Source organism: Marinobacter sp. UBA3607, assembly GCF_002375525.1.
GTDB lineage: Bacteria > Pseudomonadota > Gammaproteobacteria > Pseudomonadales > Oleiphilaceae > Marinobacter > Marinobacter vinifirmus.
The window spans coordinates 27,379-49,560 of the sequence record NZ_DFLY01000017.1 but is presented as its reverse complement, the minus strand read 5'-3'; the positions used below and the strand labels follow the sequence as shown (position 1 = coordinate 49,560).

Below are 22,182 nucleotides of genomic sequence, written 5' to 3'. Positions count from 1 at the left end.
AACCGGGTTTATGGCTTAGCTGTTGCCGGCTGAGGCCACCATGCCACCACGCAGGCCGTCCCGAACGGCATCTTCAGGGCTGCCGGCCAGTTCCCGGAACATGCCCATGGAGCCCAGCAGGGCGGAGGATTCGTAAGGTACGAAGACCCGCTCGCCGTCTTTCGCCATGGTGGGCAGGGCTTTGATGTAGCTCTGGCCCAGCAGGTAGCCGACAACGGTGCGCTTGTTTTCCTCCGAATCGCCAATGGCGTTGAGTACCAGGCGGATCGACTCCTGCTCACCCTGGGCGCGCAGAATCGCGGATTCTTTGTCGCCCTGGGCGTTCAGGATCGCGGACTCGCGCTGGCCCTGGGCCATGGCAATGGCGGCGGATTTCTCGCCTTCCGCCTCGGTTACGGTGGCCCGGCGCTTACGCTCAGCGGCCATTTGCAGGCGCATGGCTTCTTCCACCTCTTCGGGCATGCTGATGTCCTGCACTTCCACCCGGGTCAGCTTGACGCCCCATTTCGAAGCGGCATCTTCCATTTCCGCCTGGATGGCATTGTTGACCTCGCTGCGGGATTCGAACAGCTTGTCCAGCTCCATCTTGCCCACCACCGAACGCAGCGTGGTCTTGGCCAGCACCTCCACCGCCTGGCTCATATTGGCGACTTCGTATACGGCCCGGCGGGGGTCGATGATCTGGTAGTAAAGCGCCCCGTTGATTTTCACCGTAACGTTGTCGGTGGTGACCACCGGCTGGCCGGGAAAGTCCATCACGGTTTCGCGACGGTCAATGCGGACTTCGTCAGTGGTGACCGGGTGATACTCATCGCCCATGCGCATGTAGCGGATCATGCTGATCGGGCGGGGTTTCTCGATGAACGGAATGATGATGTTGATGCCGCTCTCCAGCACCCGGTTAAACGAGCCCAGGCGCTCGATCACCATAACTTCGGACTGCCGGATAATGACCAGCCCCTTGGCAATAACGAAAACGCCAACAGCGACAACGATAAGGCTGATGACCAGCCCCGGGGTAATCAATGCTTCCATGTTTACTGCTCCTTGTTGGGATGTGCGAGGTGCACGATGGCGGTTGTGCCATCAAACGTTTCAAAAACCACTGGCGTGCCTTCCGGCAGTTCAGGGCTGCTGCCGTCCACGAGTTTCAGGCGATAGAAGTCGCCATTGACCTCAATGCCGGTGGTGCCGTCAAAGTCACGTAATTGAGAGTGGTAGAGCTTGCCGTGTTCCACGCCGGTGCCTGTAGTGCCATAGGCAACCCCTTTGGGGGAGAACCTGGGGCGTATCCAGAGGATGGCCACCGGAACCAGAATGCCGGACAGAACGCCCATTGCTACCAGTTGCCATTCAAAAGATGCGCCGAGAGACGCCACCAGTGCGGTCAGTGCGGCCGCCACGCCGAGGGCGAGCAACAGCAGTACGCCGGAGGTGAGTTCGGCCAGGCTGAGGGCCAGGGCCAGAATCAGCCAGAAGTGGGTAAGACTCCATTCCATAGTCAGTTTTATCCCGTCGTCGAATCAAGTGGCCGGAGCGCCCGTTTCTGGGGGCGTGTGATGCCATTTTGCATGGCGGCCCAGCTGTTACAGTACCGGAGTTCTAAAGTACCTGCATCAGTAGCAAAAACAAGACAGAGGGTCGTAATCATGAAGGATCTCAAGAACAAAGTGGCTGTGGTAACCGGAGCCGGTTCCGGAATCGGCCGGGCCCTTGCCAGTGTGTTAGCCGCCAAAGGCTGCCGGCTGGCGCTGTCTGATGTTAACGAAGCCGGGCTGGCGGAAACCGTGGCCGCCTGCGGTGGTGCCGACGTGCGTTCGTACCTTCTCGATGTCTCTGACCGCGAAGCCATCTACGCCCACGCCGAACAGGTACGGGCGGACTTCGGCAAGGTTAACCTGGTCATCAACAACGCTGGTGTGGCGCTGTCGGCCTCCGTTCGCGAGATGACCGACGAAGACTTCAAATGGGTGATGGATATCGACTTCTGGGGCGTGGCCCACGGTACCCGCGCCTTCCTGCCCCACCTGATCGAATCCGGTGAGGGCCATGTGGTGAACGTCTCCAGCGTATTTGGCCTGATCGGCGTGCCCAAACAGAGCGCCTACAACGCGGCCAAGTTTGCCGTGCGGGGCTTTACCGAATCCCTGCGCCAGGAAATGAAACTGGAAAACCAGCCGGTGCAGGTCAGCTGCGTACACCCCGGCGGAATCCGCACCAACATCGCCAACTCCGCCCGCATGGGTAAATCCGAAAACGGTGAAGCCCAGCGCAAAGGCTTCGACAAGATTGCCATGACCACCCCGGACAAGGCTGCGGAAATTATCGTGAAAGGCATCCTGAAAAACGAATCCCGCATCCTCGTGGGCCCGGATGCCTGGGGCATCGACGCCATCAACCGCCTGCTCGGCTCCGCCTACCAGCCGCTGGTCGAACGCTTCTCCCGCAAGAACCTGTACATCTGACCTGACAAGCCCCGGCAGCACTGGAGCTGCCGTCAAATTACGGTATCCTTGGCTGAATCACCATCAGCCAAGGATCGCTTTGCCATGTGCGAACTGCTGGCCATGAGCGCCAACACCCCCACCGACCTGTGCTTCAGCTTCACCGGCCTGACCCGCCGCGGCGGCGACACCGGCCCCCATAAAGACGGCTGGGGCGTGGCCTTCTACGAAGGCAAGGGCGTGCGCAGCTTCCACGACGCCGACGCCAGCGCCAACTCCCGCATCGCCGAAGTGGTTCAGACCCACCCCATCAAAAGCGAAGTGGCCATCTGCCACATCCGCCAGGCCAACGTCGGCGAAATCTGCCTGGCCAACACCCACCCGTTTATCCGTGAACTCTGGGGCCGATACTGGGTCTTCGCCCACAACGGCCAACTCACCGGCTTCCGCCCCGAACCCGGATTCTACGAGCCGGTCGGCGACACCGACAGCGAAGCCCTGTTCTGCGACATCCTCAACCACCTGCGCAGCCACTGCGACCGCGACACCCCACTCGAAGACGTCGTCACCAGACTCGTCGACCTGTCCCGGAGCTACGCCAGCGAAGGCGTATTCAACCTGCTGCTCAGCAACGGCGACTGGCTGTTCACCTACTGCACCACCAAAATGGCCAGCATCACCCGCCGGGCTCCGTTCGGCCCGGCCCGGCTGAAAGACGCCGACGTCACCGTCGACTTCGAATCCGAAACCACCCCCAACGACATCGTCAGCGTGATCGTGACAGAACCCCTGACCACCGATGAAAAATGGGATGTCTACCAGCCCGGCGAATGGAGGCTGTGGAAGAAGGGAGAGGTCGTGATGTCAGGCAAAAAAGCATAAACCGGGCCTAAAGAGCCCGGAGAACACAGTCAGGAGAAGCTGGAGAGAACAACATAGTCAGGTCAAGCAGGAGAGTGGGTTGGAGGGGCTTTCCTGCAGGAAAAAAGATGTCTGAGCGAAGCGAGTTGTTTTTTCCGAAAGGAAAGCCCCTCCAACCCGCTCGCCAGCGTAACTCCAGCAAGAAACCTTACTGCAAGGTCCGCCGATTCCCACTCTTATACTGCGGCGCAATATACTGCTGAATCTGCGCCTTGAACCGCCCGATCAGCTCGCTATTGTCCTTATCCCAGGGATGGAAATCCGGCTTGAAATACTCCGCCCAGGCCGGAATCAGGCTAGAGAAAGCGCCATCCTTACCCCACATGCGCCACATCCCCTTCGCCGCACCCTTCACCGAAAAGTGCTTGCGATCCTTCATCACCATCCGCCCGGTAAACCAGGTCGCCACCACACCCAGTGCAGCCGTCGCGAACAACTGGTAGAAAGCCCGCTCGGCATAGGTGCCGCCCACCTGCTGGAACACATCATAGGCCACCGCCTTGTGCTCGGTTTCCTCAATGGCATGCCATACCCACAGTGGGCGCATGGTTTCGTGCATATCCTCACGCACATCGTCCCGCTCCAGCAGCATATCCGCCATCATCGCCGTGATATGCTCCAGGGCACAGGTCACCGCCAGCTGGTGGCGCTTGGGCAGCTTGCGGGCCAGGTCCAGAATCACCTTCAGATCCTTCTCCATCTCCTCCACCGGCATGCCCTGATCGCGAACATGCTGGTTCATGGCAATATGCTCCAGGGAATGCATGGCCTCCTGGCCAATAAAGCCCCGAACCTCCGCCTTCAGCTTCGGATCGTTGATCTGATCGCGGAACGCCCGCACAGAATCCACAAAAAACTGCTCGCCTTCCGGAAACAGCACAGACAGTGCGTTCATGGTGTGGCTGATCAGATAGTTATTGTCCAGCCAGTAGCGGGGCACCTTCTCATCGAACTCGAAGCCCATGCGCTGGGGCTTGATGGCGACGTTGTCCGGGGTATGTGAGGCCTTGGCCTGGCCGTTGGCGTGTGCGGTGGTCAGCATGTTGTTACTCCTGTGCGTTTGAACGCTTTGGCTGATGTCATGGCTCCAGTGTGGGCCAGTCAACCAACAAGCTGAATGCGCAAACGGGCCGGCCATCGTTCACAATGGGCCACCGGAGCCCCGCATTGACCGGTATGACGGCAAACATGCGGCCCGCAGCCCCACTGTTGCTTTGATGGGGTTCTGGTACAGTCAGTAACCAGACATTTATCAATTCAGGAACAGACTATGGCAGCAACGGGAGCGGACACCGAGAAGCAGATGTTAGGGCTGTTTCTGGTGCCGGGCGTTTACCTGCGGGTACTGGCAGAAACCGTACGCAAGCTGGGCCATAACGACCGCTCCCTGTATCAGGGGCTGGCCTTCACCGCTGAAGACCTCAAAGCCAACGACAGCCGCGTGTTTGTCACCGACGCCATCCTCATGGCCCAGCGGGCACTGGAACTGGCCGGAAAGGATGGCCTGAGCTTCCAGCTGGCGCGGGAGCTGCGGGTAACCATCCACGGCACCCTCGGCTTCGCCGCCCTCACCAGCCCCACCTTTGAAGGCGCCCTGGATTCCGTCCGTCGCTACCTGCAACTGCGGGCGCCGTTCCTGAGCATGAAACAGTCCCTCGCTGGCGATCAGGTACTGGTGCAACTGTGCACCGAGTTTGATGTGCCCGGGTTGTACAACTTCCTGGCCGAAACCGTCAGCGCCACCCTGATTCTGCTGACCGAGCAGCTACTGGACCGCAGCGACGCCGAGGCCAAAGGCTTTGCCCTGTCCGATGGCAAGCTACCCGGCGTCTCAGTACGCCTGAGCGCCCCGGAACCCGGCTATTACCCAGCCTTTGCCAGCCAGCTGCCGGTGCGGTTCGACTACGGCCAGCCGGAAGAAATGCTGATCTTCCCGCGCCAGATGCTGGATGTAAGAATGCGCTTGGCCGACGCCGAAGCCTCCCAAATGGCCCGGGACCAATGCGAGTTCGAGCTGCAAAAGGCCCTGAAAGAGCAAGGCGACATCGTACTGGCCATCCGCAACATGCTTAGAATGACCCCGGGGCCGCTACCGTCCCTGGAAGCCATGGCCGAGCGGTTCCACGTCTCATCCCGAACCCTCAAGCGCCGGCTGGCGGACCGGGACACCAGTTACCGGGAAATCGTAGAAGCCGTCCTGAAAGACCGGGCTATCCAGCTGTTACGCTATACCACCCAGTCCGTCAGCGAGATCGCCTATGAACTGGGCTACGCCGACCTGTCCAACTTCAGTCGGGCGTTTCGAAAGTGGACCGGGAAGTCTGCCTCTGAATTTCGGGAAGGTGGGGTGGATCCGGCGCCTGATGTCGGCCCCTGATAGTTTGATTGTTGCGCCTTGTCTTCCCCGCCTATGCCCCGATATTGTGACGGACGGGGAGGTTGGATTATTTTTCCCGCCAGAAAAAATATGTCTGAGCGAAGCGAGTTGTTTTTTCCAAGGGAAAAATAATCCAACCTCCCCAGTCCCGCCCCCAAAACCAACAGGCTAGGGCCCAAGCCGAACCCAAACTCAAAAAAAGGAACCAGGATGAACGGACAACCAGACACACACAGCAAAGTCATAGGCTACCTGCTCTGGATCTTCGGATTCCTGGGCTCGCACCGGTTTTATTATGGTAAACCGATCACCGGCACCATCTGGTTCTTCACCTTAGGGCTGTTCTTCATCGGCTGGATCATCGACCTGTTTCTGATCCCCAGTATGGACAGACAGGCCGACCGGCGTTTTCAGGAAGGCGAGGTCAGCTACAACATCAGCTGGATTTTGCTCACCTTCCTGGGGGTGTTCGGCATCCATCGCATGTACATGGGCAAGTGGATTACCGGGCTGATCTACCTGCTGACTGGCGGCTTGTTCTTCATCGGCGTGTTGTACGACTTCTGGACCCTGAACACCCAGGTTTCCGAACGTAACCACGAAGTCCGTTTCGGCTGATTACAGGCCGGCGGCGGTTTCCAGCTCGGCCAGGCCTTCTTCCAGGTGGTCGAGCATTCGCTGCATGCTGGGCAGCGTCCGGCGGCAGCCGATGAGGCCGAATTCTACCTGGCCGTTGTAGCTGGTCAGGGTCATGTTCAGGGCCAGGCGGTCCATGGCGATGGAGACCGGGTACATGCCTTCCAGCCTGGCGCCGTTCCAGTAGCGGGGCTCGGAGGGGCCGGGTACGTTGGAGATCACCACGTTGAAGGTCTGCCAGTTTGGCGCCATGCCGGTGAGCAGGTGGAAGGCCGCCGGGGCCAGGGTCAGGGCGGTGTAGTTGACGATTTCCTCTGACGACATGTTCCGGTAGCGGTCCTTGGCTTCCTCCATGCTCTGGTGGATTTTCATCAGGCGCTGGCCGGCATTGTTTTCATCGGTGTGCAGGTTGGCCAGGATCACGCCGACCTGGTTGCCTTCGGAACTGTCGTCCCGGCGCAGGGAAACCGGCACGAAGGCGATCAGCGGTTTCGCCGGCAGGGCATCCTGGTTCATCAGATAGGTGCGCAGGGCTGAGGCACACATGGCGGTGACCACGTCGTTCACGGTGGTGCCGTAGGCTTCACACACCGCCTTGATGCGTTTCAGGCAGTAAGACTGGGCGGCGAAGCGGCGGGAACCGGTGATTTTCTGGTTCAGAACGCTGCGCGGGGCGTGGAAGATGGAGTGGTAGGCCGGGTCTTTGCGGGCCTGGTTGATGGTTTTCAGCAGCTCCTTCGCTACCGTGGGAATCGTACCCAGCTGCTTGCCGGAGCTGCCCAGCAGGTGGGTAACGCTGCGCCAGAGTGACAGGCTGCCATCATCGCCACCGGAACGCGCCCTTGGTGTCATATCCCAGATCGGCGGCATGCCGGTTTCTTGCGGATTCTCGCTCAGCATCCGGGTGGCCAGGCGCATCGCGGAAACCCCATCGATCAGCGAGTGATGCACCTTGGTGTACAAGGCAAACTGGCGGTCTTTCAGCCCTTCAATCAGGTGCACCTCCCACATCGGTCGCTCCCGGTCCATCAGGTGCGAGTGCTCGGCCGACACAAACGACAGCAGCTCCCGGATGCGACCCGGCGTTGGCAGCGCTTCAAAGCGGAAGTGGTGCTCCAGGTCCAGCTGATCGTCTTCCACCCACACCGGCTGGCCCAGCCGGTAGCTCAGCCGGCGGTTGAACGGCGCGGTTACCTGATGCTGCTGCCGCAACTGCTCCGCCAGCCGGGCAACGTAATCGTCCGGGGCGTTTTCGGGAAAGGAAAACAGCTGAAGCCCACCCACGTGCATGGGTTGCTGGCGCTTTTCCAGCCAGAGGAACAATTGGTCGGTGGGGCTGAGAGGTATCACGGTGCATCTCGTGTTGTTGAGGATAGAGATGATACTACCGCAACTTGCCCGACACCGGATTGACCCAAACAAACCCGGCTGACGCCCGTTCAGCGACCCCAGGGGCTCAGGCCGCCACCGACGCCGCCTGAGCCACCGGCACCTCCAGCCGAATCCGGTTGCCATCCAACAGCACCGGATACGTCTTCACCTGCACACCCGCATCCTCCAGACACCGCCCGGTCCGCAAACTGAAATGCTGCTTGTACAGCGGCGAAGCCACCACCGGCTCCCCGTTCAAATCCCCGGTAATCCCCCGGGCCAAAACGTTCGAACCACTGAACGGATCGCTATGGCTGATGGCAAACAACGCCGGCAACCGATGCGGCAGATAAAACACCGCGACCGGCCCGTCCTCCGTCCAGACGGCAATCCCGGAATCCGCCACCAGATCGTCCACCGTACAAACCGCTTCCCAACAAGTCCGAGCTTTCATAAATCTCTCCTGTTTGTTCACCAATACTGAGTGCCTCTCCCACCAAGCCCAAAGAGCAAGGTGGTATGGGGGTGCTTTCCTGCAGGAAAAAAGATGTCTGAGCGAAGCGAGTTGTTTTTTCCGAAAGGAAAGCACCCCCATGCCGCCTGGCTCCTGCACCGGATCAGAAGGCTAGGAAGAAACCACCTCCAAAACAGGCCGACGCTGCCCCCGCTCCGAAGTCCAACGCTGCACCGGATCCCTCTGCAACGGCGCATTCACAAACTCCCGGAACCGCTTGCGCTTCTCCGGATCCTCAACGGCGGTCTTCCACTCGCACTGATAGGTGTCCACCAGATCCGCCATATGCTGCTCCAGCTCCTCGCCAATGCCGAGGCTGTCCTCCAGCACCACCTGCTTCAGATACGCCAGACCACCCTCCAGGTTTTCCATCCACACCGACGTCCGCTGCAGCCGATCCGCCGTGCGTACATAGAACATCACCACCCGGTCGATGGTGCGGAGCAGCTCTTCATCCGACAGATCGGTGGCAAACAGATCCCCATGCCGTGGCCGCATGCCGCCATTACCACACACGTACAGGTTCCAGCCCTTCTCCGTGGCAATCACCCCGAAATCCTTGCTCTGGGCCTCGGCGCATTCGCGGGTACAGCCAGACACCGCCATCTTCACCTTATGGGGCGCCCGCAGGCCCTTGTAGCGATTCTCCAGGGTGATCGCCATGCCCACGCTGTCCTGCACGCCGTAGCGGCACCAGGTGCTGCCCACGCAGGACTTCACCGTACGCAGGGACTTGCCATAGGCGTGGCCGGTTTCAAAACCGGCGGCGATCAGCTTCTCCCAGATCTCCGGCAGTTCGCTCAGGGTGGCGCCGAACAGATCCACCCGTTGCCCGCCGGTGATCTTGGTGTACAGATCGTACTCCCTGGCCACTTCGCCCAGCACAATCAGCTTTTCAGGGGTAATCTCGCCGCCCGGAATGCGTGGCACGATGGAGTAAGTGCCGTTCTTCTGCATGTTGGCCATGAAAGTGTCGTTGGTGTCCTGTAGCGGCACGTGGTCGGTGGCCAGAATATGCTCGTTCCAGCAGGTGGCCAGAATGGAGCCCACCGTTGGCTTGCAGATGTCACAGCCCTGGCCCTTGCCGTATTGTTTGAGCAGACCCCGGAAGGTGCGGATACCGTTCACCTTCACCAGATGGAACAGTTCCTGTCGGGTGTAGGGGAAGTGTTCGCAAAGGTCGGTACACACCTCCACGCCGCGCTTTTCCAGCTCGCTGTCCACCACCTTCTTCAGTAAAGCCGCACAGCCGCCGCAACCGGTACTGGCCCTGGTTTCAGCCTTGACGCCGCCCAGATCGGTGCAGCCGGCGTCAATGGCGCCACATATATCGCCCTTGGTGACGTTGTGGCAGGAACAGATGGAGGCGCTGTCCGGCAGGGCGTCGGCCCCCAGGGCAGGCGCGCCTCCTTCGCTTTCCGGCAGAATCAGCGCCTCCGGGTTGGCTGGCAGCTCAATGCCATTGAGGGCGTACTGCAGCAGGGTATCGTAAGGGCCGTTGTCGCCTACCAGAATGGCGCCCAGCAGAGTCTTACCGTCCTGGCTCACCACCATGCGCCGGTAGTGGCCGGCCTGCTCATCGTGAAAACGGATATTGCGTGCACCCGGGGTCTGGCCGTGGGCATCGCCGATGGAGCCCACATCCACCCCCAGCAGCTTGAGCTTGGTGCTCATATCGGCACCGGTAAAGGCCGCACCGGTGTCTTTGTTCAAAGCGGCCGCCAGGGTGCGCGCCATGGTGTAACCCGGAGCCACCAGTCCGAAGATGCGATTGTTCCAGAGCGCGCATTCACCGATGGCGTGAATGTTCGGGTCTGAGGTGGTGCATTGATTGTTGACCACAATCCCGCCGCGTTCGCCCACCTCCAGGCCGCAGGCCCGGGCCAGGGTATCCTGAGGACGGATGCCGGCGGAGAACACAATCAGATCGGTTTCCAGATGGCTGTCGTCGGCGAAGTTCATCCTCAGCCGGGCGTCGCTGCCCGGCACAATGGCCGTGGTGGCTTTCTCGGTGTGTACCTGTACGCCCAGATCTTCAATTTTCTGGCGCAACAGGGCGCCGCCCTGATCGTCCAGCTGCACAGGCATCAGGCGCGGGGCGAATTCCACTACATGGGCCTGCAGGCCCAGGCTTTTCAGGGCGTTTGCCGCTTCCAGCCCCAGCAGACCGCCGCCCACCACGACACCGGTTTTCGCCGACTGGGCACTGGCCTGAATGGCATCCAGATCGTCCAGGGTTCGGTACACAAAGCAGCCATCCTGATCGTTGCCCTTAATGGGCGGTACGAACGGGTAGGAGCCGGTGGCCAGCACCAGTTGATCGTAGGTGTACTTGCCTTTCGGTGTCGTCAGCACGCGGGTGTTCCGGTCGATGGCGGTGACCGGCTCATTCAGGCGAAGATCGATGCCCTGTTCCGCGTACCAGTCTGCTGTACCCATGGCGAGGTCCGCGTGAGTGGAACCGGTGAAGTACTCCGACAGATGCACCCGGTCGTAGGCCAGCTGCTTCTCTTCACCGAACACGATCACCCGGTAGGTCTCGGCCTCCGGGGACTGGCTAAACTGTTCCAGGAAGTGATGGCCAACCATACCGTTGCCGATCACGATCAGGGTCTGTTTACTCATCATGCTGTCCTCTCTCTTGGCAGCCTATCAGGCTGCTGCGTCGCAATAGGTTTTGCCGAAAGCGATGGTGTCCCTGTAGCGGGAGACATCGGCTCCGGAGCGAATCAGTTCGCTGTACCAGGGCCCGTTGGCGGTATCTCCCAGCAGGATGGCGCCGGCCAGCCGGTTGCCATCCAGCAGCAGTTGGCCGTAGACCGCGTGGGTTCGGTCCTGCCATTCAACAATTTCGGTATGCTCGCCGGGGACTACCCGGCCACAGGAAAAAATGGGCAGATCGCTGATTTTCAGTCGGGTGGCCACTTCTCCAGGCTCAAATGCCCTGGCTCCCGGCACCTGGCAAAGAAGCTGTGCCAGGATTCGGGCCTGCTCGTAACCGGGTTCGACCAAGCCAAAGGTGTGCTCCTGAAACTGACAGCACTCACCCAGTGCGTAGATATGCGGGTTGGACGTCATCAGGTTCGGAGTAACTCGAATACCCCGGTCACAGTTGAGGCCGGCGTCAGCTGCCAATCCCTTGTTGGGTTCAATACCGGTAGCAATAACCACCAGGTCCGTGGCCAGTACCGTGCCGTCACTCAGTTCCACGGCGCGGACCTGATTCCGACCGAGCAGGGAGACCGGCGAGGTGCCGGTTCGGATACTCAGCCCCCGCTGCTGTAACTTCTGCTTCAGGATATCGCCAGCGATCGGGTTCAGCTGTCGGTTGAGCAGATGACCGCTGCGGTGCAGCACCGTAACGTCCATGCCCCGGGTCCTGAGCCCTTCGGCCGCCTCCAGACCGAGAAAGCCTCCGCCGATGACCACGGCCCGACGGTGTGACTTTGCCTGCCGGATCAGCGTGCGGGTGTCGGCCAGGTCCCGGAAGTTCATCACGCCGTCAAGGTCTTCACCGGGGAGGCCAAGGCGGGAGGGCTGTGCTCCGGTGGCCAGCACCAGCGTGTGATAGGACTGGGTGCGACCACAGGCGGTTGTTACCTCGCGCTGGTCCGGAATGATATGGGTGACAGGCTCATGCTGGTGCACCTCTATTCGGTGCTTGTGGAACCACTGCCAGGGTTTCAGTTCCAGATCGGTTTCCTGAATCTGATCGGCCAGTAATGACGACAACTGGATCCGGTTGTAGGCAGCGAAGGGCTCACCGTTAAACACCACAATGCGGCTGAACGGATGCCCCTGGGCTACCAGTTGCTCCAGCAGCCGCTGCGCGACCATGCCATGGCCGCAGATCACCAGTGGGTTATCCTGTGTGTGTTCCATGGAACTGAGTGCCTCCAGCAACGAAAAAAGCCGGAGCATCATGCTCTCCGAAGAGAACAGATGGTCCGGCACCAATGCCAACAACAATGATCTGATGGTCCGGCCTGATTCCATGGCCGGGACAGTCGTCCTTGTCTAAGTGTTTGCGATCTCCGTGCCAACTTTTTCAGGCTTTATTATTCAATGGCTTAGGTGAGTCCGTTGAAAGAGTCCGGCTCGTGGGCATCAAAAGGGTGCCCCGGGATGGGGCGAAACGCACGATGATTGGGCCGGAATGACTGGCCTGTAAATTGCTGCAGTCCGGGTAGAAAGGAACCAACTGTGTACCGACACCAGGAGCTGCACCATGAACACCAAACGCCATCCCCGTATGACCGCGACAGCGACTGCTGCGGAATTTCTGATGGCCTCCCGCCAGTGTGAGATCCGTAATCTGGAGTACTTTCTGCAGATGGGGCGGTTGGTGCAGAGCGTGGGCAATCTGGTCCATGGCCTGCAACGGGAGCGAGGCGCCACCAATCTTTATCTGGGGTCCGGTTGCCAACGCTTTGCCCGGGAACGTACCGCCATGGTCAAGGAAAACGACCAGTTGGCCGCTACCTTCCGGCGGGCGTTGGCAGACATTCAGGAGGATCTCACCACCCATCCGGTCAGCAGCCCACTGCTCGGGCACATCGCCAGCGCCCTGCACAGCCTCGACCAACTGCCCGGGCTGCGGCAGCGGGTGAATGACCAGGAGGCCAGTGTTTCGGAGGCCACGGAGTGGTTCTGCGACACTATTCATCAACTGATTACGGTCGTTTTCGAAGCGGCAGAAACCGTGGCAGAACCTTCGATTGCGGGACTGCTTGTGGCCATGGTGCATGTCATGAACGGAAAGGAATATTGTGGTCAGGAGCGGGCCGCAGGTTCCGCGGGGTTCTCCAGCGGACACTTCGATAACGCACTGTCACGGCGCATGATGCACCTGGTTGAAGCGCAGGAGCGGTGTTTTGAGGTGTTTGTCGGCTTCGCCAGTGAGGAGAGCCTGTCGCTCTGGCAAGCCCTGCGCGCTCACCCGCGGGAACTGGAAATTGAGCGGATGCGACAGATGGCCGTTTCGGTCGGGCCCTATAAGTCTCTGGATAAAGACATGGCCGACCGCTGGTTCAATCTGATGACAGAGCGCATGGACGATCTGAAGAAGATTGAGGATTCCGTTGAGAGCGCTTTCCACCATCGCTGCGTGGAGCGCTATACCGAAGCGCGCCACTCCCTGGCTCATCAGGAGACCCTGCTGGCCTCGCTGGAACAACGCCATGCCTCCACAACGCCCGTGCTGGTGGTTTGCGATAACGGTGTAGAGGCCGGAGCTGCCGACGCGTGGGTCGGGGAAGGTGTCGGGCAGCAATCAGGCCGATCCATCTTTGACCTGGTCCAGGAACAGACTCGCCGCCTGCGTCAGATGTCCGAAGAATTGCAGAGCGCCAAAGAAGCTCTGGAAGATCGTCGTACCCAGGAAAAGGCCGTCCTGCTGTTGATGGAACACCGCAACATCAGCAATGACGAAGCCCACCGCCTGCTGCGAAAACTGGCCATGGATCAGGGCAAGCGACTGCCCGAAGTCGCCCGGGCACTGGTATCCATGGCAGGGGTCTTAAGCTGATACTTGAACCAGGCCGGGACGGGGCGCCCCGCCCCGGCATAAAGTCAGGCCGAAGCTGAATGTTTTGCTGCCGGCGCCTCGGGTTTTGCATTGCTGCCGCGGCGACTGTTCAGTGACTCCAGCTTGCGCTGCTTCTCGTACAGGAACGACAACACCTCCTGCCGGTAATGCACATATTTGACATCATCCGCCAGGGCCACACGATTGCGAGGCCTTGGCAGATCAATGTGCAGATCCTCCCCCACCGTGGCGGCAGGGCCGTTGGTCATCATGATAATGCGGTCGGACAACAGCACCGCCTCGTCCACATCGTGGGTAATCATGATCACGGTATTGTTCAGCTCCTGCTGTATTTCCATCAGCGAATCCTGCAAATGGGCCCGTGTCAGGGCATCCAGCGCCCCGAACGGCTCATCCATCAGCAACACACTGGGTTTCATGGCCAATGCCCGGGCGATGCCCACCCGTTGCGCCATCCCCCCGGAAATCTCGCCCGGCCGCTTGTTGGCGGCGTGGGCCATATTCACCAGTTCCAGGTTATGGGTAATCCAGTCCTTGCGCTCCTGCCGGGTCATCGACTTGCGAAACACCTGCCGGACCGCCAGTTCCACGTTTTCATACACCGTTAACCAGGGCATCAGGGCATGATTCTGAAACACCACCGCCCGCTCGGGACCGGGTGAATTTACCTCATGCCCGTCCAGTACACAGCCACCCCTGGAGGCCTGCAGTAACCCGGCAACAATGTTTAGCACCGTTGATTTTCCGCAGCCGGAATGGCCGATCAGTGAAACAAACTCCCCTTTCTGGATCTTCAAGTTCACATTGTCCAGGGCAACGAAGGGTCCTTTCGGCGTATCAAACGCCATCTCGACTCCGGTTAGTTCCAGATGTGTCTTATTCATTCCATGCCACCTTTTTCTGAATTAACAGCATGACCCGATCCAGCAAAAACCCGATAAACCCGATGGCCAGCACCGCCACCATAATCCGACTCAAAGACTGGCTACTGCCATTCTGGAACTCATCCCAGACGAACTTACCCAGCCCCGGGCTCTGCGCCAGCATCTCAGCGGCGATCAGCACCATCCAGGCAATACCCAGCGACACCCGCAAGCCGGTAAAGATCATCGGCACCGACGAAGGCAAAACCACCTTGCGCACGTGGGTCCAGAATGACAGCCGCAGTACCCGGGAGACGTTCAGCAGATCGGGACTCACTGCGGCTACCCCAACACTGGTATTAATCAGCGTCGGCCACAGACTGCACAGGGTGACTGTAATCATCGAGGTCAGGAACGACTTCTCGAACATCGGATCGTCACTGACATAGGTGGCGGACACCACCATGGTCACCAGCGGCAGCCAGGCCAGCGGAGAGACCGGTTTGAAGATCTGTATCAGGGGATTCACCGCAGCCTGGAAGTACCGGTTCAGGCCAAAGACAATGCCCAACGGCACTGCAATCAATGACGCCAGGGCGAAACCGGCCAGTACGGTCAGCAGGCTGGTGACCACCTGGTCGAGAAAGGTGGGCGCGCCCGGGTAATCCCGGATGCGGACGTCTGCCTGCGGATTGTCGGCCAGAATGCGGGCATTACGCTCCTCCTGCATGGTGATGAACTTATCGGCCCGCTCCCGCTGGCTGGCGTGCTCCTGCCACAGTTGTCCGGATTGCTCCCACACCTGCACCGGGCCGGGGAAAGCCCCCAGGGAGGTTTCCACCTGCGGTGCGGCCAGGTGCCAGAAGCCGAGGAAGAGCAGAATACCAACCAGCGGCAACAGCAGCTCTTTGCCCCGCGTGAGCCATTCGCGCGGATGCATACCGGAAAGCAGCTGGCGGCTGCCACTGGCCATGGACTGACCGATTCTTGCACTTAACGTAGTCATTTTTAGCCCTCCCTCACGGTGTCTCTGACCCTTTCAGGCCGATACTGAAACGATCGATGTAGGCGTTGGGTTGGCGCGGAGTGAACGGTACACCGTCAATCAGCTCACCCTGCATTGGACGTTCAAAGTTCTCCTGGGCAAAGTCCGGGAAGTCACTGGCGGTCATCAGGCCGTCCTCGATCAGTGACTGGGCGGCTTCGGCGTAAAGATCGCCCCGGTACACCCGGGCTGCGGTCTTCATGTACCAGTCGTCGGATTTCGCCTCGGGAATCTGTCCCCAGCGACGCATCTGGCTCAGGTACCAGATCGCATCAGACGGATAGGGGTAGGTGGCGTGGTAGCGGAAGAAGACGTTGAAATCCGGTACTTCCCGGACATCGCCCTTTTCATACTCGAAGGTGCCGGTCATGGAGTTGGCAATGACTTCCCTGTCGGCCCCCACGTAGCTGGGACGCGCCAGAATGTCCACGGCGGCTTCCCGGTTGGCGTTCTGGTTTTCGTCCAGCCAGTAAGCGGCGCGGATCAGCGCCCGCAGTAAACGCAGGTGGGTGTTGGGGTATTGCTCCGCCCAGGATTCGGTCACCCCGAATACCTTTTCCGGGTTGTTGGGCCAGATTTCGTAGTCAGTAATCACCGGCACACCGATGCCCTTGAACACCGCCTGCTGGTTCCAGGGTTCACCCACGCAGTAGCCCTGGATGGTGCCCGCTTCCATGGTGGCCGGCATTTGCGGCGGTGGCGTTACGGAAAGGTGCACGTCGGCCTCGAGGGTGCCGCTGGTGTCACCGCGCTGGGGCGCGTAGAAGCCGGGATTCAGGCCACCGGCGGCCAGCCAGTAACGCAGTTCGTAATTGTGGGTGGACACCGGAAACACCATGCCCATGCGGAAGCGCTCGCCATTGGCACGGGTCTGCTCCACCACGGGCTTAAGGGCGCTGGCTGAAATCGGGTGGGCCAGACGCTCGCCTTCCATCTCCAGGTTCGGTTTCATCGCTTCCCAGACATCGTTGGACACGGTAATGCCGTTGCCGTTGAGGTCCATGCTGAAGGCGGTGATGATGTCGGCTTGGGTGCCATAGCCTATGGAGGCGCCCAGCGGCTGGCCGGCCAGCATATGCGCACCGTCCAGTTCGCCAGTGATCACCCGGTCCAGCAACACCTTCCAGTTCGCCTGGGCTTCGAGCTCCACGAACAGGCCCTCGTCCATGAAGTAGCCCTGTTCCCAGGCAACCGCCAGCGGGGCCATATCCGTGAGCTTGATGAAGCCAAGCTTCAGGTCGGGTTTCTCCGCCGGGCCAATCTCGGCCTGGGCCAGGGAACTCAGACCGATCAGGGTGGCGGTCAGTAAAGGTCGAACATAATGGTTCACTGTCTTCATCGGGATGCCTCTCGGTTCTTTCATTCCAGACGCGCAAAAAAAAGCGCCTGCCTCCGTTGCCGGAGAGCAGGCGCCGATGCCTGTAAATGAGAGCTGTGATGTCGTGATGGTTCACTAATTACTCAGCACAAGCCGTGCCATTTGGAACTATTCATGTATTTCAGTAGGTTGCGGGATCTCTGGTCGTTCAGGCAGGGGCGCCCGGTTCTGTGCCGGGGTGGTTTTGGTGCAGAAAATGGACAATTGCACCAAGGTGAACACCAATCGAGAGGCTTTCCACGGGATCTTTTTAACGGTGCAGCCTGGCTTCAACCTGCGCACCATGCGGCATTCAAGGCCCTTACAGGCATCAAAGCGTGCACTGGCCTCCTAATTGCTTTCTTTAAAGACAGACAACTCAGGCAACGAAGCCCGCCCCCGGCTCTGGAAACAGAACCCGGGAGGCGGGTTTTTTTGGTTAAAAGCGAGGAACAGCATGAAACACCACGACACTCCAACGGACTCTATTGCCACCACCTGCCCCTACTGTGGTGTTGGCTGCGGTGTGCTGGCCACCTCCGGCTATGTCGGGGGCGATCGCCTGCATCCGGCTAATGGCGGCCGGCTTTGCGTCAAGGGCTCTGCCTTGCACGAGACGCTGGAGGATCCGAACCGGTTGTTGGAGCCAAAGGTCGGGGGGCGTGAGGTGACGTGGGCTGAGGCCATTGACCGGATAGCCGGGGCCATTTCTGAATCGGTGCGGGAGCATGGTCCGGAGTCGGTGGCTTTCTATCTCTCCGGGCAGTTGCTCACGGAGGATTATTACGTTGCCAACAAGCTGGCCAAGGGCTTTATCGGCACTCCGCATGTGGATACCAATTCCAGACTGTGCATGTCCTCGGCCGTTGCGGCCCACAAGCGTGCCTTTGGCGAGGACTGTGTCCCGGGCTGCTACGAGGATCTTGAGCTGGCGGACTTGCTGGTGCTTGCGGGCAGCAACGCCGCCTGGGCCCACCCGGTGCTGTACCAGCGGATGAGTGCGGCAGGTCGTCAGGGACGGAGAGTGGTGGTCATCGATCCCAGAAAGACAGCAACGACCGACCTGGCGGACCTGCACCTTCAGCTTCGCCCCGGAACAGACACCCTGTTGTTCAACGGCTTGCTGGTCTGGCTGCAGGATCATGAAGCGCTGGCGGATGACTATATTGCAAAGCACTGTAACGGTTTCGAGGAAACCCTGGCGATCGCCCGGTCCTGTGCCCCTTCTGTGCAAGCGGTGGCCAGCGGCTGCGATCTGGCAGCAGAAGATGTACGGTGCTTCTATGAGTGGTTTGCAGACACCGGGCGCACTGTGACCGCTTTTTCCCAGGGTATTAATCAGTCGGTCGCCGGTACCGACAAAGCCAATGCCATCATTAACTGCCATCTGGCTACCGGGCGGGTGGGCCTACCGGGTGCGAGCCCGTTTTCGTTAACCGGGCAGCCCAATGCCATGGGTGGTCGTGAGGTCGGCGGGCTCGCCAATACCCTGGCAGCCCATATGGATTATGACACCCCGGGCGCCATGCTCCGGGTCTCGGATTTCTGGCACAGCGAGCAGATGGCCAAGGGGCCTGGCCATAAAGCCGTGGAGTTGTTCGAGGCGGTTCACCGGGGTGAGATCCGTGTGCTCTGGGTAATGGGAACCAACCCCGCAGTCAGCCTGCCGGACACTGACCGGATTCACCAGGCACTGTCCCGTTGCCAGACGTTGATCGTTTCGGACTGTGTGGCTCAGACCGATACCACGCAGTTTGCCGATATCCTCTTGCCGGCTGCCGGCTGGGGCGAGAAAGATGGAACGGTGACCAATTCGGAGCGTCGCATTTCGCGCCAACGGCGGTTTCTAACCCTGCCGGAGAAGGTTCGGCCGGATTGGCAGATTATGCGGGATGTTGCCTGGGCCCTTGGCCATGCCCAAGCCTTCGACTACCGTTCCCCGGCCGATATTTTTCGTGAACATGCTGCGTTGTCCGGTTATGGAAACGGGGGCGAGCGTGTGTTCAATATTTCGGCGTTGTCTCAGCTCAGTGACAAGGAGTACGACGAACTGGCGCCGGTGCAGTGGCCGGTTACGGATGGTAATCCAGGAGCCTGGATGCAAACCCGCCGGCTGTTTTCGCACGGCAGGTTCCCTACGCCGGATGGCCGGGCCCGGTTGGTGCCTGTGTCCAGTTTGCCGCCCGGGCAGCAACCGAGCCCCCGGTATCCACTGGTGGTGAATACCGGGCGAATCCGGGACCAATGGCACACCATGACCCGAACGGCCGTGGCCCCCAGACTGCTTGCCCATCGCAGCGAGCCCTTTATTGAGCTGCACCCGGCGGATATTGCCAACTTTGGCCTGACGGAAGGCGCGCTGGCGTTGCTGCGTGGGCAGGGCGGTGCCGGTTACGTTGGTCGGGTGCGGGCCAGCACCGGGCAGCGTACCGGTGAAGTGTTTGTGCCCATTCACTGGAATGGCCGGTTTGCCTCTGCTGCCCTGGCCTCCAGCCTGATCCGGCCGGTTGTGGACCCCATCTCCGGCCAGCCAGAAGGCAAGCACGGGGTGGCGACAATCCGGCCCCTGGTGACTTGCTGGCAGGCGAGGCTGATGTTGAATGACGCCAGCGATGTTTCATTGGACACCACTGCCCTTGTCTACTGGAGCCGCCAGCGCTTGCCCCACAGTCACAGCTGGTGGTTCGCCGGTGGCCATGACATGAACTGGGATGACTGGGGGCAAGGGGGTTTTTCCCGGGAACCGGAAATGGTGATGGAGGACCGCGCCAGGCAGCGTTACCGAGCCGCCTGGCTCAGCGGCGATCGCCTGGATGCCGTGTTACTGGTTGAACCCTGTGCTCAGGCCATGCCGGATCTGGACTGGCTGGACAGTTGCTTCGGCAGCGGTGAGCTGGGGCCGGAACAACGCCGGTCGTTACTGGCAGCAGAGACGGTGGAAGGCGAGGCGGCGGGGCCGATTATCTGCAGCTGTTTTGGCGTGGGTGAGCACCAGATTGCCCAAGCCATTGAGCAGGGCATGGCCAGCCCGGAGGCACTGGGCGAGCACCTGAAGTGTGGTACCAACTGTGGCTCCTGCCTTCCGGAGATACAGGACCTGCTTGCTCGCACTGGGGCCCGGGAACCCGCCTGAGTCAGGCCGCAGCAGCCCGCCGAAGCAGCGACAGCGGCACCCGGTAACGAAGGATCCGGGCATGCTGGCTGACAGTCACGGTGCAAGTCTTGCGGTTAACGCGCACCACCTGGCCTTGAATTTCGCGTCTGCCGTCGTCGAATACCACTGAATCCCCCACCTGCCAGTGCCGATGCTCTGCAGCGGGACTCGGAAACTCAAAGGGCCCGGCGGATAGCTCGATCCCGCAGCCGCTGGCCTGTTCCGCAAGGTATAGCCGGGTGGCGTTTGCGGCACCGCTGTGGTGCAACTCATCCAGCGCTTCATAGAAATGCCGGTTATGCACCGAGCCGTAATGCCGTTGCCCGGCGCTGTGCTGCAGCAAATGGGCGAACTCATGGCAGCAGGTGTGCGCCAGCAGGTTCAGCACACTCACTTCCCCCTCAAAATAGCCGCGGCTCCGGATTTCCCGGGTGGATAACCAGCCCTGGGCGGTTTCCGGTTGATGCTTGGCGGCAATCATCCTGGCCCCGTAGGTGATCAAGTGTTGCTTCTTGCGGGGATCATAACGGTGGTAAGTGGCTTGCCCGGAGCCTACGCGCAGCACCAGTCCTGCACACTGGTTCTGTTTTCGAACCCAGCTTGCAGCCGGCGCCCATAGAATGTCCCGGGTGGCCTGGCACATGAGAGTGCCGAGTGTCTTTGTAAATTCGGGGAGTGAAGATGTCACGAGTTAACGGGCTTCCAGTTCTTTGCGAGCCGTCATTGCCAAAAAGGCTGACCGGCTCATATGTCTGCTCCGGGCCTCCTCGTCAATGCGACGCAACAGGCCTTCCGGAAGGCTGACGTTAAGGCGGACAGATCGGGTTTTCAAGCGGTTAACGTCTATATCCACCATCATCCAGAGACCACCCTGATAGTCACGGTTATTCATCAGGTCGTCCAGGGAGGACGGCGAGGGAAGCTCCATGTCTTCGTCTTCGCAGTAAAGCTCAATGGCCTCCTGGATTTTTCCCGGCAACTCCTGCCATTGGTCGGCAGCGGAAAAACAGCCGGGGAAGTCCGGAATTTCTGCGCCGTGGGCGTGCTCGTCGTCGCCCTTGTGTACGTATACGGGATAAAGCACGTTTACCTCCAGTCCCAGCCGGCCTGACGATAAATGCTTCTCAGGGTGCCGATGGGAATATCTTTTCGGGGGTGCGGAACCACAACATGACCCGGTTTGTCCGGATGTTTGTACTTTTCGTGATCTCCCTTGCCACCGACTTTGACCCAGCCTTCGGCTTTGAGTCGTTTAATCAGGTCAGCACTTTTCACAAGATAAGATCCTTATTGTGTATGTTTACACAATGGTTTGTTCCTGACAATGAAGCCCGGAAACAAAAACGGCCGGCCCGAAGGCCAGCCGTTTTCCGAGGATCGAACCTGAAAAATCAGGCTTCGATTGGCGAGCGCCAGTCGTCTGCACCGGAGGTACCGGCAACGGCATGCTCCCAGGTTACCTTGCGGTAGGACAGGGAAACGGTTACCAGCTGGGTGAAGTCAGCGTTGGCGGCGTCCTGGCAGTGGGGCATGTTGCAGTCGATGTCGATGATGGTGGCATCTTCCAGGATGGTGGAGAAGAAGTGCTCCTGCTTGCCTTCTACGGAAGTTCGGTACCACTTGAGCTCTACTTTCGGCAGCATTTCGCCGGAAGCCAGGGCGTTGTACATCAGCGGGGTGGATTTGTTCAGGGCGGAAGTGAACTTGAACGGCTTGTGCACGCGCTGGCCGGAAGGCTGACCGGACTGGGGGTCAGTCGGAACGGTGACAACGTGGCTGAATTCCTGAACCAGCACTTCGTCTTCGTGACCTTCAACGTAGATGTTGCCTACAGAATCGGAAGTGAATGCGCCGGCGGTGATGTTGCCCTGAGTTTTACCTTCGATGCTGATATAACAAGGAGTTGGCATAGTCTGCTCCATGACAATGTGTGAGTGAGTGTCCCAAGGTTG

The 22,182-nt window shown here is 60.0% G+C and carries 20 protein-coding genes; 6 read left to right on the top strand and 14 right to left on the bottom strand.

The annotated features are described in order from the left end of the window. Positions 1-15: 15 nt before the first annotated feature. Both B2589_RS06450 and B2589_RS06445 read right to left on the bottom strand, forming a co-directional pair. Positions 16-1,035 (bottom strand): SPFH domain-containing protein, encoded by a 1,020-nt coding sequence (locus tag B2589_RS06450; RefSeq protein ID WP_286815986.1) that lies wholly within the window; start codon positions 1,033-1,035, stop codon positions 16-18. Positions 1,036-1,037: 2 nt separating this feature from the next. Beyond that, entirely contained in the window at positions 1,038-1,499 is a 462-nt protein-coding gene (locus B2589_RS06445) for a nodulation efficiency, NfeD-like protein (RefSeq protein WP_286815985.1), read from the bottom strand. A gap of 150 nt (positions 1,500-1,649) precedes the next feature. Here B2589_RS06445 and B2589_RS06440 point away from each other — a divergent pair, with 150 nt between their 5' ends. Both B2589_RS06440 and B2589_RS06435 read left to right on the top strand, forming a co-directional pair. Beyond that, on the top strand, positions 1,650-2,465 hold the full coding sequence (locus B2589_RS06440; protein WP_058342263.1) for an SDR family NAD(P)-dependent oxidoreductase: 816 nt from the start codon (positions 1,650-1,652) through the stop codon (positions 2,463-2,465). 84 nt (positions 2,466-2,549) lie between these two features. Beyond that, a complete protein-coding gene (locus B2589_RS06435) occupies positions 2,550-3,326 on the top strand; it encodes a class II glutamine amidotransferase (RefSeq protein ID WP_286815984.1) in 777 nt (258 codons plus the stop codon). A 187-nt stretch (positions 3,327-3,513) separates the two neighbouring features. Here B2589_RS06435 and B2589_RS06430 read toward each other — a convergent pair whose 3' ends face one another. Next, entirely contained in the window at positions 3,514-4,407 is an 894-nt protein-coding gene (locus B2589_RS06430) for a metal-dependent hydrolase (RefSeq protein ID WP_286815983.1), read from the bottom strand. A gap of 228 nt (positions 4,408-4,635) precedes the next feature. Here B2589_RS06430 and B2589_RS06425 point away from each other — a divergent pair, with 228 nt between their 5' ends. Continuing rightward, entirely contained in the window at positions 4,636-5,742 is a 1,107-nt protein-coding gene (locus tag B2589_RS06425; protein ID WP_286815982.1) for an AraC family transcriptional regulator, read from the top strand. A gap of 210 nt (positions 5,743-5,952) precedes the next feature. Beyond that, a complete protein-coding gene (locus B2589_RS06420; protein WP_058342267.1) occupies positions 5,953-6,360 on the top strand; it encodes an NINE protein in 408 nt (135 codons plus the stop codon). Here the strand turns inward: B2589_RS06420 and B2589_RS06415 are convergent, their stop codons facing one another. From B2589_RS06415 to B2589_RS06400, 4 genes are all read right to left on the bottom strand, one after another. After that, positions 6,361-7,728, bottom strand: coding sequence for a WS/DGAT/MGAT family O-acyltransferase (locus tag B2589_RS06415; RefSeq protein WP_286815981.1), 1,368 nt, complete (start codon positions 7,726-7,728; stop codon positions 6,361-6,363). A 106-nt stretch (positions 7,729-7,834) separates the two neighbouring features. Then, the gene (nirD, locus tag B2589_RS06410; RefSeq protein ID WP_199457746.1) at positions 7,835-8,203 is read right to left on the bottom strand and encodes a nitrite reductase small subunit NirD; all 369 of its coding nucleotides are present in this window, start codon (positions 8,201-8,203) and stop codon (positions 7,835-7,837) included. Between the two features lie 171 nt (positions 8,204-8,374). Further along, the gene (gene nirB / locus B2589_RS06405) at positions 8,375-10,888 is read right to left on the bottom strand and encodes a nitrite reductase large subunit NirB (protein WP_286816075.1); all 2,514 of its coding nucleotides are present in this window, start codon (positions 10,886-10,888) and stop codon (positions 8,375-8,377) included. Between the two features lie 27 nt (positions 10,889-10,915). Continuing rightward, a complete protein-coding gene (locus B2589_RS06400; RefSeq protein WP_286815980.1) occupies positions 10,916-12,145 on the bottom strand; it encodes an NAD(P)/FAD-dependent oxidoreductase in 1,230 nt (409 codons plus the stop codon). Between the two features lie 346 nt (positions 12,146-12,491). On the opposite strand from B2589_RS06400, the gene B2589_RS06395 reads away from it, so the two are divergent. Further along, positions 12,492-13,790, top strand: a complete 1,299-nt coding sequence (locus tag B2589_RS06395) for a nitrate regulatory protein (protein WP_199452021.1) — start codon at positions 12,492-12,494, stop codon at positions 13,788-13,790. Positions 13,791-13,834: 44 nt separating this feature from the next. Here B2589_RS06395 and B2589_RS06390 read toward each other — a convergent pair whose 3' ends face one another. Genes B2589_RS06390 through B2589_RS06380 form a run of 3 tightly spaced genes read right to left on the bottom strand, consistent with a single transcriptional unit; the run spans position 13,835 to position 17,058 of the window. Next, positions 13,835-14,695, bottom strand: coding sequence for an ABC transporter ATP-binding protein (locus B2589_RS06390; protein ID WP_286815979.1), 861 nt, complete (start codon positions 14,693-14,695; stop codon positions 13,835-13,837). Further along, positions 14,688-15,680 carry an ABC transporter permease gene (locus B2589_RS06385; RefSeq protein ID WP_036220238.1) on the bottom strand — a complete coding sequence of 331 codons (993 nt, stop codon included), beginning with the start codon at positions 15,678-15,680 and terminating at the stop codon, positions 14,688-14,690. The genes B2589_RS06390 and B2589_RS06385 overlap by 8 nt, the downstream gene beginning before the upstream one ends. A 13-nt stretch (positions 15,681-15,693) precedes the next feature. After that, positions 15,694-17,058 (bottom strand): CmpA/NrtA family ABC transporter substrate-binding protein, encoded by a 1,365-nt coding sequence (locus tag B2589_RS06380; RefSeq protein WP_199457751.1) that lies wholly within the window; start codon positions 17,056-17,058, stop codon positions 15,694-15,696. Positions 17,059-17,533: 475 nt separating this feature from the next. Between B2589_RS06380 and B2589_RS06375 the strand changes: the two genes are divergently transcribed. After that, positions 17,534-20,209 (top strand): nitrate reductase, encoded by a 2,676-nt coding sequence (locus B2589_RS06375; protein ID WP_286815978.1) that lies wholly within the window; start codon positions 17,534-17,536, stop codon positions 20,207-20,209. Position 20,210: 1 nt separating this feature from the next. Here the strand turns inward: B2589_RS06375 and B2589_RS06370 are convergent, their stop codons facing one another. The 4 genes from B2589_RS06370 to B2589_RS06355 form a co-directional block, all read right to left on the bottom strand. Beyond that, positions 20,211-20,873 carry a hypothetical protein gene (locus tag B2589_RS06370; protein WP_286815977.1) on the bottom strand — a complete coding sequence of 221 codons (663 nt, stop codon included), beginning with the start codon at positions 20,871-20,873 and terminating at the stop codon, positions 20,211-20,213. Between the two features lie 48 nt (positions 20,874-20,921). Then, a complete protein-coding gene (locus tag B2589_RS06365) occupies positions 20,922-21,314 on the bottom strand; it encodes a type II toxin-antitoxin system HicB family antitoxin (RefSeq protein ID WP_094624551.1) in 393 nt (130 codons plus the stop codon). A gap of 2 nt (positions 21,315-21,316) precedes the next feature. Further along, positions 21,317-21,505: a type II toxin-antitoxin system HicA family toxin gene (locus tag B2589_RS06360; RefSeq protein ID WP_058342274.1), complete on the bottom strand. Its 189-nt coding sequence runs from the start codon at positions 21,503-21,505 to the stop codon at positions 21,317-21,319. A gap of 116 nt (positions 21,506-21,621) precedes the next feature. Then, positions 21,622-22,140 (bottom strand): Hcp family type VI secretion system effector, encoded by a 519-nt coding sequence (locus B2589_RS06355; RefSeq protein WP_058342275.1) that lies wholly within the window; start codon positions 22,138-22,140, stop codon positions 21,622-21,624. Between the last annotated feature and the right edge of the window lie 42 nt (positions 22,141-22,182).

Coding starts and splice junctions, on each gene's coding strand:
- B2589_RS06450 (WP_286815986.1), bottom strand. CDS start 1,035: ATGGAAGCATTGATTACCCCGGGGCTGGTCATCAGCCTTATCGTTGTC.
- B2589_RS06445 (WP_286815985.1), bottom strand. CDS start 1,499: ATGGAATGGAGTCTTACCCACTTCTGGCTGATTCTGGCCCTGGCCCTC.
- B2589_RS06440 (WP_058342263.1), top strand. CDS start 1,650: ATGAAGGATCTCAAGAACAAAGTGGCTGTGGTAACCGGAGCCGGTTCC.
- B2589_RS06435 (WP_286815984.1), top strand. CDS start 2,550: ATGTGCGAACTGCTGGCCATGAGCGCCAACACCCCCACCGACCTGTGC.
- B2589_RS06430 (WP_286815983.1), bottom strand. CDS start 4,407: ATGCTGACCACCGCACACGCCAACGGCCAGGCCAAGGCCTCACATACC.
- B2589_RS06425 (WP_286815982.1), top strand. CDS start 4,636: ATGGCAGCAACGGGAGCGGACACCGAGAAGCAGATGTTAGGGCTGTTT.
- B2589_RS06420 (WP_058342267.1), top strand. CDS start 5,953: ATGAACGGACAACCAGACACACACAGCAAAGTCATAGGCTACCTGCTC.
- nirD (WP_199457746.1), bottom strand. CDS start 8,203: ATGAAAGCTCGGACTTGTTGGGAAGCGGTTTGTACGGTGGACGATCTG.
- nirB (WP_286816075.1), bottom strand. CDS start 10,888: ATGAGTAAACAGACCCTGATCGTGATCGGCAACGGTATGGTTGGCCAT.
- B2589_RS06400 (WP_286815980.1), bottom strand. CDS start 12,145: ATGGAACACACACAGGATAACCCACTGGTGATCTGCGGCCATGGCATG.
- B2589_RS06395 (WP_199452021.1), top strand. CDS start 12,492: ATGAACACCAAACGCCATCCCCGTATGACCGCGACAGCGACTGCTGCG.
- B2589_RS06390 (WP_286815979.1), bottom strand. CDS start 14,695: ATGAATAAGACACATCTGGAACTAACCGGAGTCGAGATGGCGTTTGAT.
- B2589_RS06385 (WP_036220238.1), bottom strand. CDS start 15,680: ATGACTACGTTAAGTGCAAGAATCGGTCAGTCCATGGCCAGTGGCAGC.
- B2589_RS06380 (WP_199457751.1), bottom strand. CDS start 17,058: ATGAAGACAGTGAACCATTATGTTCGACCTTTACTGACCGCCACCCTG.
- B2589_RS06375 (WP_286815978.1), top strand. CDS start 17,534: ATGAAACACCACGACACTCCAACGGACTCTATTGCCACCACCTGCCCC.
- B2589_RS06370 (WP_286815977.1), bottom strand. CDS start 20,873: ATGTGCCAGGCCACCCGGGACATTCTATGGGCGCCGGCTGCAAGCTGG.
- B2589_RS06355 (WP_058342275.1), bottom strand. CDS start 22,140: ATGCCAACTCCTTGTTATATCAGCATCGAAGGTAAAACTCAGGGCAAC.